At 55.4% G+C, this 10,182-nt stretch carries 9 protein-coding genes; 2 read left to right on the top strand and 7 right to left on the bottom strand.

All coding sequences use genetic code 11. The features are described 5' to 3' along the window. Positions 1 to 4: 4 nt before the first annotated feature. The 5 genes from AACU55_RS08405 to AACU55_RS08385 form a co-directional block, all read right to left on the bottom strand. Complete coding sequence (locus AACU55_RS08405) at positions 5 to 1,354, bottom strand: SrfA family protein (protein ID WP_037032968.1); 1,350 nt, start codon at positions 1,352 to 1,354, stop codon at positions 5 to 7. Positions 1,355 to 1,563: 209 nt separating this feature from the next. Then, positions 1,564 to 1,971 (bottom strand): hypothetical protein, encoded by a 408-nt coding sequence (locus AACU55_RS08400; protein WP_013577740.1) that lies wholly within the window; start codon positions 1,969 to 1,971, stop codon positions 1,564 to 1,566. Between the two features lie 243 nt (positions 1,972 to 2,214). Further along, complete coding sequence (locus AACU55_RS08395) at positions 2,215 to 3,105, bottom strand: dihydrodipicolinate synthase family protein (protein ID WP_134705409.1); 891 nt, start codon at positions 3,103 to 3,105, stop codon at positions 2,215 to 2,217. A 50-nt stretch (positions 3,106 to 3,155) separates the two neighbouring features. Continuing rightward, entirely contained in the window at positions 3,156 to 4,601 is a 1,446-nt protein-coding gene (locus AACU55_RS08390; RefSeq protein WP_134705408.1) for a DHA2 family efflux MFS transporter permease subunit, read from the bottom strand. A gap of 129 nt (positions 4,602 to 4,730) precedes the next feature. Further along, entirely contained in the window at positions 4,731 to 5,453 is a 723-nt protein-coding gene (locus tag AACU55_RS08385; RefSeq protein WP_134705407.1) for a 2-phosphosulfolactate phosphatase, read from the bottom strand. Between the two features lie 140 nt (positions 5,454 to 5,593). On the opposite strand from AACU55_RS08385, the gene AACU55_RS08380 reads away from it, so the two are divergent. Beyond that, positions 5,594 to 6,517 (top strand): DMT family transporter, encoded by a 924-nt coding sequence (locus AACU55_RS08380; RefSeq protein ID WP_037032964.1) that lies wholly within the window; start codon positions 5,594 to 5,596, stop codon positions 6,515 to 6,517. A gap of 20 nt (positions 6,518 to 6,537) precedes the next feature. On the opposite strand, the gene AACU55_RS08375 is transcribed toward AACU55_RS08380, so the two are convergent. After that, positions 6,538 to 7,785 carry an LVIVD repeat-containing protein gene (locus AACU55_RS08375; protein WP_134705406.1) on the bottom strand — a complete coding sequence of 416 codons (1,248 nt, stop codon included), beginning with the start codon at positions 7,783 to 7,785 and terminating at the stop codon, positions 6,538 to 6,540. A 9-nt stretch (positions 7,786 to 7,794) separates the two neighbouring features. Next, positions 7,795 to 8,862 carry a sugar ABC transporter substrate-binding protein gene (locus tag AACU55_RS08370; RefSeq protein ID WP_134705405.1) on the bottom strand — a complete coding sequence of 356 codons (1,068 nt, stop codon included), beginning with the start codon at positions 8,860 to 8,862 and terminating at the stop codon, positions 7,795 to 7,797. A gap of 221 nt (positions 8,863 to 9,083) precedes the next feature. On the opposite strand from AACU55_RS08370, the gene AACU55_RS08365 reads away from it, so the two are divergent. Further along, complete coding sequence (locus AACU55_RS08365) at positions 9,084 to 10,166, top strand: oxidoreductase (RefSeq protein WP_134705404.1); 1,083 nt, start codon at positions 9,084 to 9,086, stop codon at positions 10,164 to 10,166. Positions 10,167 to 10,182 lie beyond the last annotated feature (16 nt).

Below are 10,182 nucleotides of genomic sequence, written 5' to 3'. Positions count from 1 at the left end.
GCTGTTATTTACCTTCACGCTTAATGGTCATTGGGTAAACCGTGTCGCCGGTATAACGACCCTGACACACGGCAGCGCCAGTCGCGCCCTGAGTACAACTGATTTCCGGCATCTGATAACGGGAGCCGTCGCTGCATTTCGCCCGGTAACGGCTGTTAATCACCAGATTTCCTGATTGCATCAGACCGGCATTTGCCACCGTGCGACAGGTCACGCCCGCGCCGTAGGTAATTTTTACCGTACCCTGACCCTGTTTAAACTGATAACGCAGCACCGGCGGTTTACCGGTAACCGGATCTTTGATATCCACCACCACATTCCAGTTACCGTTGAGAAATTTGGTCGAGCCGATTTTTACCGCATCAGGTGGCATCACTAAGGCATTTTTGCTGACAGGCACAGCCGGTACAGCAGCGACCGGTGTTTTTTCCACTTCCGCGACGGGCTCCGGAGAAGGCACCACCACAGCGGCCGGTGCGACCGGTAACGGTGTCGGTTCCGGCGTTTTCACTTCGGGGGATTTCACTTCTTCAGCCACCAGTGGCGGGGCAATCACCGCCGGTTCCGTTGTCGCAGCAGGTTTCGGCGCTTCGGTCTTCGCGGTTTCAACTTTTGGCGCAGGCGTACGGGAATATAACCAGCCTGCGGCAGAACCGGCGACGACCAGCGCCGCGACCGGCAGTGCCCAGATCAGCGGAGATTTTTTACGGCGCGGGGTCGCAACCGGTTCCGGCGCCGTAACTTCCTGTTCAGCCGCACGGGCTTCAATGGTTTTAATTACCCGCACAGGTTCCGGCTTTTCAATGACCGGTTCCGGCGCTTTGATTTTTTCTGCTACCAGCGACAGCGCTGGCAGGGGTTCATCGGCGGTCAGCGTATTGCGCAGCGCTGCGAAAGGATCAGGATTACTGACGCTGTCGAGACTCAGGAAGCCCCAGAAGGTCAGTACAGGCTGCCCTCCGACCAGATACACATGGTTTTGATCCGGAAAACGGAAGGCTTTTTCCAGTAACGAGCCAAAAAACTGAGTGGCGGGTTTCTCAGAAGATTTTGCCGCTTTGCTGATTTGCGACACGGTGTCGAGACAGTTCTCGAGCTGGCGCAAAGCCGATGCGCGCGCGGCATCTGTGGCAGCGGCCCAGGAAACGACTTTGCCTTCTCGGGGGGAATACCAGTCGAGGCGGTCACCGGCCTCATTAAGCTGCGGGATCGCCAGACAATCGGCAATCACCGGTTGTTTACGCAGACGTAAGGTTTCGCGTAATTGCAGGGCTGATGCGTAAACCGGTAGCCCGTTTTCGCCCAGCGCAAGGATGTCATTGAGACTGCCACTGCGTAAAAATGATTTTGCCACGCCTGAATAGCCTTTATGTGTTTTGCTCCGCGCCAGCGCGCAGGCAGAAAAGGTTCATGATGCTGCCACTTTAGGCGATTTAAGCGAAATCAAACGGGTGAATAAGCGATAAAAAGGGTGGCTGTTTGTGGCGTGGAGCGCGAGGCAAAAGAGGGGAAACCCGTACGGGGGCAAAATGCACTGTCAGCCCCCATGTGGTCGTCAGAAAATTACAGGTGGAAGTTATCGTACAGATGGCGTTCTATCGCCATCAGTTTGTTACGGTCATAATGACCAAAAAACAGCGGCCCGCCAATGGCGTTGATCGCAGCGCCACTGGCTGTGATCGCCGCCGATTTAAAATCACCGGCTTTTATCGCCCCCGCAGTATCACGTGCAAATACCCGCGCTTCTGAAAGTGAAGCCGATGTTTCGTAAAGGCGTCCGTTTGTCACCGCAGTAATATTGCGTGAGATGCTTTGGTACGCCTGCTCCGAAATACCGACATTGGCCTCGCGCAGCATTCTGTTAACGCAATACACCGCCTGCGCGTAAATCGAGAACTTGGTGGTTCTGATTATTTGTTGCTCAAGCTGCCCTCTGCGAAAGAGTCCCTGACCATTATCACCGTATGGCATTATCATTCCTTTTGACTTTCAGTTAAAAACAAACCTCTCCGCGCGGCGGAAAATAGCCTTTCAGCCGCGACGCATAATAATAGAAAGCGATTTATTCCGACCCCTTAAAATCAGAAAAAAGTGATATGACGCAAGGATAAAACGGCAGGGTAACACGCTGTAAGATAATGACATTCACGCTGTGAATGTCATTAGATTTAGAAAGGAACTTAATTAATAATCCACCCTGTTTCAGGCAGTTTTTCAGTGCTGAAATAAGGTATCAAGCACGGAAGTAAGATGCTGACGGGCATCGGCCGACAACGACTGAAGCGGTAACGGCAGACAAGGGGCCGATACCAGGCCAAGAATTTCCGCTGCGGCGGCCACAACGCGCAGGCTGCCGTGCTGGCGGAACAGTTCCCAGAGCGGCTCCAGCTGAGCAGACAGCGCCTGCGCAGTCTGCGCATCGCCTTTTTGCGCCGCGCGGGTGATCGCCAGCGGAATTTCCGGGAACAATCCGGCAATCACCGAATACCACACATCGCCGCCTTCGGTGAGCACGGTCGCCGCCGCCAGATCGCCCGCCGCGCCAAGTGTCACATGAGAAGGGACAAGTCGACGGAGTTGGTCAAGCCGTTTACGCGTGACGAGCGGATCCGCTGAAAGTCCGGGAATTTTGATACTGGCAACATGCGGCAATTGCGCGATACGTCCGTAAAGCTCATCGGTGAAATCGAAATGCGTGGTGGCCGGATTGTCGTAAACACACAACGGCACGGAAAGATGTCGGCTGACGGTTTCATACAGCGTAAACACTTCATCTTGCGTCAGTTTCTGATACGACACCGGTGCCAGCAACACGGCGCTGACACCTGCCCGCTGGGCATCTTCTGCCAGATGCAATACATCGGAAGTCCGCACCGAGCCGATACTGACCATCACCGGAATACCGTTGGCGTGTTCTACGGCCAGCCGCGCAACGCGGTCGCGTTCACTGTGCTTAAGATAGGCATAACTGCCCGTCGAGCCGAGCGCACCAATGGAGTCCACACCCGCACTGACCAGCCGTTCCATCAGCCTGACAAAAGATTTCTCATCAATGCCTTTTTCAGTCAGCGGCGTAAGAGGAAAAGCACTTAATCCTGTGAACATCGGGTTCTCCCGTAAGGGTTAATTAACACGACTCATCATAGAGCAGCGATTCACTTTTTGCCCGAAACGGAGGAACCGGCATCCGGTTTCAGGCGCAACATATCCAGCCAGCCGATCAGCGTCAGCACAGCAATAACCACGAAGGAGATTTTGAAACTCATGCCGGGCACAGACGCCCAGTCCAGCGCATCAACCAGTTGCTCACCAAGACGGGTACCGAGCGCGCCGACGGTAATCCCAAGCCCGACAGACAGTTGCAACACCGTGCTGAACAGGGTATTGGCATCGGCCATTTGTTTCGCAGGCACGTCGGAAAACGCCAGCGTGCTGATGCCGGTGAACTGCATCGAACGGCTCAGGCCGCCGAGAAACAGCAATACCATCACCAGCCAGTCAGGCGTGTCCGGCGTCAGGAACGCGCAGAACAACAGCGAGAAAACGCTCAGCAGACCGTTAACCACCAGCACCGGGCGAAAACCGAAACGACGGATCAGCGGCGTAGTGGCCGGTTTCATCGCCAGATTACCGGCAAATACCGCCAGCACCAGCAAGCCGGCATGGAAGGGATCCATGCCAAATCCGACCTGCAACATCAGCGGCAGCAGGAACGGCACGGCGCTGATAGTCACGCGAAACAGAGAACCGCCTCCCATACTGATACGAAACGTCGGAATGACTATCGCCCCGAGATGAACCATCGGTTCGGGGTCGCGGTAAAGATGCCGGATAGCCAGCACCGAAAGCACCACTCCCATCACCAGCAACAGTATGGCGGCGGTCCATAAAATGTGGTCCTGACTGATCAGCTCCAGACCGGTCACCAGCGAAAGCATCGCCAGACCGGTCAGTACAAACCCCGGTTTGTCGAAATGCTTCGGCTCCGCGGAAGGTTCCTGCGGAAACAGACGCCACGCCAGCATCATCGCGATAATCCCGAGCGGCACATTGATATAGAAAATCCAGTGCCACGAGGCGTAATGGGTGATAAACCCGCCGAGCGGTGGCCCGAGGATCGGCGCGACCAGCGCAGGCCAGGTCAGGGTGGCAATAGCTTTAATCAGCTGCGGCTTCGGCGTCGTTTTCAACACCGTCAGACGCCCGACCGGCACCATCAACGCGCCGCCGATCCCCTGAATAATACGCAGAATGATAAATTCACTGACGCTGGAGGCCATTGCACAAAACAGTGAGGCCAGCGTGAAAACGCCGAGCGCAAACGTGAACACGTTGCGGGCACCAAAACGTTCCGCCGCCCAGCCGCTGGCGGGGATCAATACCGCCAGCGTGAGCATATAGGCGCTCATCCCGGCATTCAGATCAACAGCAGATACCCCGAAAGAAATCGCCATTTGCGGCAGTGCGGTGGCTATCACCGTACCGTCGATAAACTCCATGAAGAAAGCAGCGGCAACCAATAAAGCAATAACGGAGATCCCGGTATTAACTGCGGAGTCTCCCTGCGGATGTTCTGATGCATCCGGTTTACTGTGGCTCATTGTGTTCTGTCCCGGAAAAACCCACTCGCTACACGCTGCAGCAAAAGATAGATGATAAGTATTAAACCTATCACACACCTTTATACGGGTTATAGATCAAATGAAGATCAAAAAGAGCGATTTTTACGCTTAGCGGGCCGACGTGAAAAAATCATCCTGCAACTGACAAGCGAAATCACTGACATCTTCCTGCAGACACAGCGCAACATCAGCAGCAAAACCGCGTCGGGTGAGTTCGCGTGCTGAGCCGCAATCTGCAAGTTCTGCAAGCGTCAGGTTTTGATAAACCGTCTGCGCCGCGCGGGCTTCTGCTGATAACTGACGATTGCGCAGCCGTGAAATCAATCCCCCCGCAGCGACCAGATCTTCAAGCGCCGGGCGAAGACTATTGTCCGGCCATTTTTCACCGGCGGGGATCACCAGAATGCGCGGATACTTTTCACAGGCACGCGCCGTGGCAGTGAGATTGCGCAAGCAGGCAGTGAAAATCGCCGCATTGTGTGTTTTAGCTTGAAAGGTCAGCGCCGATCCGTTCGGCGAAGGCAATACCAGCCGCGTCCCGCTAACCATTTCCTGCAGAGAGCAGGGCGAAAGGGTGAACCCCGGCCCCTGAAAACGCCGGTCAAATTGCGCGCACTGCGCATTCCGCTCAGCGGCATATTGCTGCGCGCTGGCATCCTTCCACGGATACGGAAACACCGTTCCACCGCGCGCGGTGGCGATACTCACGCAGGTAGAAAACGACATGACATCAATAATCACGATGCAATCGGCATCTGCCGCCAGATGCTCCACCGCCTGCGCGCCCCATTCCAGACGCACGTCAAAATCAGCTTGTGAGAAATCAGTCATTACAGCGCCTTCACCAGAATTACAAAGCAAGAAAAAGAGGGTTTTTCGGGCGGAACATTCACTACACTGATTAACACGTTTTAGTTATTCGCCTGCATCAATAAAACAAGACATCAGACAATGTTCAATAGGGGATGTGAATGAAAAGTGGGGATTATTGCCGATTGCTACTGCTGGCGGCGATCTGGGGTGGCAGTTTTCTGTTTATGCGCGTGGCGGCTCCGGCGTTCGGTGCCATCAATACGGCGTTTCTTCGCGTACTGTTCGGATTTGTCGGACTGGTCGTGATCCTTGCGGTACTGAGAACGCCGCGTGATTATCAGCATAAATTTGGCCGCTCGCTGCTGCTCGGGGTGATCAACTCCGGTTTGCCTTTTCTGATGTATTGTCTGGCAGCACGCTGGTTACCCGCCGGTTATTCCGCCATTCTCAACGCCACCACGCCGCTGATGGGTGTCGTGCTCGGCGGTTTATTCTTTCATGAAACCGTGACGCTGAAAAAAGCGCTCGGTGTACTCACCGGCCTGTTCGGCATTACCTTGCTCACCACCACCGGCAGCGCGGAATCGGTGCCGCAATTACTGGCGGGCGTCATCGCCTGCCTGGTGGCGACCGGCTGTTATGCAGTGGCCGGTTTCCTCACCCGTCGCTGGATCAGCGAACGCGGCGGGTTGGATCCCAAACTGGTGGCGACCGGTAGCCAGCTCGGCGCGACACTGTTCCTGTTGCCCTTTTTCCTTTATACCTCGGCTACCGAAGCGCCGGTGACCTGGGCGCAACCGCTGGTCTGGCTCTGTGTGCTGGCCGTCGGGTTTATCTGTACGGCATGGGCGTACATTTTGTATTTCCGCCTGATAGCCGATATCGGCCCGCTGCGCAGCATGACCGTGACGTTTCTGATCCCGCCGTTCGGTATTCTGTGGGGTTATCTGCTGCTTAATGAAAAGCTGTCAGAAGGGTTCTTTGCCGGAGGCATTCTGATCTGTCTGGCGGTTTGGCTGGTACTCAGTCCGGGAAAATCGCTGGCCGGAAAACCGAAAACACCCGCACCTGAAACCAAATAATCTCAGGCGCGGGCAGGGGATTAGCCGAGATATTCGATAATGGATAATCCGCCGTTATAGTCGGTGCTGTAGATAATTCCCTGCGCATCGACAAACACGTCGCAGGACTGGATCACCTGCGGCCTGCCGGGACGTTTATCCATCATGGTAACGGGCGCAGCGGGCACCAGCGCACCGGTTTCTTTCGGCTGGTACGGATTGCTGATGTCGTAAGCACGCACACCCGCATTCTGGTAGGTGGCGAAAATCAGCGTTGAACTGATAAAGCTGCCCGGCCGGTTTTCATGCAAATTGTGCGGCCCGAAATGCGCCCCTTTGCTGACGTAATCCCGTTCCTCCGGCTGCGGAAAGGTCGAAATACTCACCGGATTCGACGGCTCGCGCACGTCAAACAGCCAGATCAGCTTTTCGCCATCTTCCTGATTATCCAGCACTGCCTCGTCGAGCACGACCAGCAAATCCCGGTCCGGCAACGGCAGCGCGGTATGCGTGCCGCCGCCAAATGGCGGACTCCAGTTGCGGTGAGAAATCAGTTGTGGCGCGCTGCGGTCTTTGATATCCAGCAACGTCAGGCCGCCGTCACGCCAGCTGGCATAGGCCGTATCCCCGCTGATAATGGCATGGTGCAGCGCATAACGTTTACCTTCCGGCCAGTCCGGCGTTTCACCGCCTGCGGTATGCATCCCCGGCAGCCACCAGCGTCCGGCGACCTGCGGATTGCGCGGGTCGGCCAGATCAATCGTCAGGAAAATATAATCGCTGTAGCCATCAATCAGGGCTGAAACGTACGCCCAGCGCCCGCCGACATACCAGATGCGATGTACGCCGATACCTTCCAGCGCGAGAAAGCTGATTTCTTTTGGTTGATCGGGCACCGAAATATCAAAGATACGCACACCGGCGCTCCAGCCACGCTGCTGCGTACCCTGAACCGTCTCGCTGACGGAGCGGGTGTAATAGACTTTTTCATCGGCAAAACGCACGTCGGCGAACAAATCCCGCGCGTTGATCACCAGCAGTAAATCGTCATGCGCCTGCAAATGCACATTCCAGGTGCCCGAAGGTGCGGGGATAAAACCGGCAGGGCGCGGATTTTTGGCATCACGCACATCCACAATGGAGAAACCCTGCGACACCATGTGGCCGATATACGCGTAGCCACGATGGACCATTACCTGCACACCGTCCGGTTTTCCACCCTGATCGCTGTGGCCGATCAGTCGCATATTACGACTGTATTCCGGGGTCGGGAGAGATTGCGTTGTCATAGTCCGGCCTTATTTTTTGTGCTGTGCTTCAAGGGTGGCGAACCACGGCGCGATGAAATCATCAGATTTACCCCAGCCCGGGATCACTTTCGCCAGTGACGCGACGTTTACCGCATCAGGGTTGCTTGTCAGCAACGTCTGCGGGATAGCCGAGGCTTTGAATTCATAAGTCTCTGGCGTTTTTTCACCGGCAATTTTGTTAGCGACCAGACGCAGGTTGATCGCGCCGATCAGTTTCGGATCCACCGCCACGCTGAGTTTCCACGGGCTGTTGGCTTCGCGCATCAGACCGATATCCTGATTGGAAATATCGATGCTGTAGAGTTTGATTTCAGTGCGGCCATTCTCCTGCAAGGCTTTATACGCGCCCTGACTGAACGCATCCCAGGTTCCCCAGATAGCATCGATTTTGCCTTTCGGGTATTTCGCCAGCAGCGCGCCGATTTTATTGGCGGTATCGCCCTGAACATCCGACGACACCGCGCCGACCGATTCCAGCTCATGAATACCCGGATTGTCGGCTAATACTTTTTTATAGGCATCCTGACGACGTTCCATCGGCGGGAAACCGGCCACCCACAGTTTGACGATATTGGCTTTACCGTTGAAATCTTTCACCAGTTGCCCGACGGAAAGATCGGTGAGCGAGGCGTCATCCTGTTGCGTGACCGTCACGCCGGGAATATCGCCATTCACGGCGGTATCAAACACGGATACCGCAATGCCGCTGGCGGTAATACGTTTCAGCAAATCGGTGGAATACGGGTCGCGCCCCTGCGACAAAATAATACCGTCGTATTTCTGGCTGATGGCCTGATTGACGAAATCCTGGAACTTCGCGTCATCACCGTTACTGAGGAATGTATTCACCTGAAAGCCCAGTTTGCGGCCTTCCTGAATAGCGCCGGACACAAACTGCGTGGTGTTATCGTCAGAGCCCAGATTGCGGATTACCGCAATACGCACCGGCCCTTTATGATCGGCAATGGCTTTCGGCACCGGCGGAGTATCTGCGGCGAAAGATGGAAAAACGGAGAGCAAACTTAACGCCAGTAACGACGCGGAGAACAGTTTCATGTTTATTACCCTGTGTGGTTAATCATCATTTAACGGGAGGACAATTCACGCGAGCCCTTTGTGCAGGCTTTTATAGTGGGTTAATGAATTGATTGTCCGAGTTTTCATGACGAGGTAACACTTGGCAACGAACGAAAAGGCATAAGTTAATGCCAAAGATTATTAGCCATCCGGATGGCCGGGCGTAGGATGTTAACAGCTTCTAAATTAAGGATTTCCCCATGAGTGATACAGATATCCGTGTGGTTACCGGCCCTGCCAACTACTTTTCTTTCCCCGGTGCCATCGACCGGCTGGTGCAGTTTTATACGCCGCAACAACTGGATAACGCGCTGTGGATTTACGGCGAGCGTGCATTAGTGGCTGCGCAAGATTTCCTGCCGCAAGCGTTTACTGCCCCGCAGGCGAAGCGTGTGTTGTTCGCGGCACATTGCAGCGAAACTGAAGTACAGCGCATTGCGCATATCGGCGGCAATGACCGGCAGGTGGTGATCGGCATCGGCGGCGGTGCGGTGCTGGATACCGCCAAAGTGGTGGCGCGTCGTCTCGGTTTGCCGGTAGTGGCCATTCCGACCATTGCCGCGACCTGTGCGGCCTGGACGCCATTGTCTGTGTGGTATAACGACGAAGGGCAGGCGCTGCGTTACGAAATATTCAACGACGCCAACCATCTGGTGCTGGTCGAACCGCGCATTATTCTGCGCGCACCGAAGGAATATCTGCTGGCCGGGATCGGCGATACGCTGGCGAAATGGTACGAAGCGGTGGTACTCAGCCCGCAGCCGGAAAAACTGCCCTTAACCGTGCAGCTCGGCCTGAATACCGCGCTGACCATTCGGGATGTGTTGCTCAATGAAAGCGAAGCCGCGTTGCAGGCGCAGGACGATAACCAGCTGACGCAGCCATTCCTCAATGTGCTCGACGCCATTATTGCGGGCGGCGGATTAGTGGGCGGGCTGGGCGACCGCTATACGCGCATTGCCGCCGCGCATTCGGTGCATAACGGCCTGACCGCGCTGCCCCAAACTGACGCCTTCCTGCACGGCACCAAAGTCGCTTACGGCATTCTGGTGCAAAGCGCGCTGCTCAATCAACCGGAAGTGGTGCAGCAGTTAACCGCGCTGTACAAAGTGCTGAATCTGCCGGTCAGTCTGGCGCAGTTGCAGGTGGATATTCATGATGAGAAACAGCTTTCCCGCCTGATTGAGCGCACGCTCCAGCCCGGAGAATCCATTCATCTGTTGCCGGGAAACCCCAACGCCGAACAACTGCGTCTGGCGTTTGAGTTTGTTGAGAATAAATAAGGCATCGGGGTCTTTA

The sequence above is a fragment of the Rahnella sp. CJA17(1/100) genome (assembly GCF_963881615.1).
GTDB lineage: Bacteria > Pseudomonadota > Gammaproteobacteria > Enterobacterales > Enterobacteriaceae > Rahnella > Rahnella aceris.
The sequence above is the reverse complement of the archived record's forward strand: the minus strand, read 5'-3'. Positions and strand labels throughout refer to the sequence as shown.

Bases quoted from the DNA above. Each gene is read 5' to 3' on its own strand.
- AACU55_RS08380 (WP_037032964.1), top strand. From the start codon at position 5,594: ATGAAAAGTGGGGATTATTGCCGATTGCTACTGCTGGCGGCGATCTGG.
- AACU55_RS08395 (WP_134705409.1), bottom strand. From the start codon at position 3,105: ATGTTCACAGGATTAAGTGCTTTTCCTCTTACGCCGCTGACTGAAAAA.
- AACU55_RS08400 (WP_013577740.1), bottom strand. From the start codon at position 1,971: ATGCCATACGGTGATAATGGTCAGGGACTCTTTCGCAGAGGGCAGCTT.
- AACU55_RS08390 (WP_134705408.1), bottom strand. From the start codon at position 4,601: ATGAGCCACAGTAAACCGGATGCATCAGAACATCCGCAGGGAGACTCC.
- AACU55_RS08370 (WP_134705405.1), bottom strand. From the start codon at position 8,862: ATGAAACTGTTCTCCGCGTCGTTACTGGCGTTAAGTTTGCTCTCCGTT.
- AACU55_RS08375 (WP_134705406.1), bottom strand. From the start codon at position 7,785: ATGACAACGCAATCTCTCCCGACCCCGGAATACAGTCGTAATATGCGA.
- AACU55_RS08385 (WP_134705407.1), bottom strand. From the start codon at position 5,453: ATGACTGATTTCTCACAAGCTGATTTTGACGTGCGTCTGGAATGGGGC.
- AACU55_RS08365 (WP_134705404.1), top strand. From the start codon at position 9,084: ATGAGTGATACAGATATCCGTGTGGTTACCGGCCCTGCCAACTACTTT.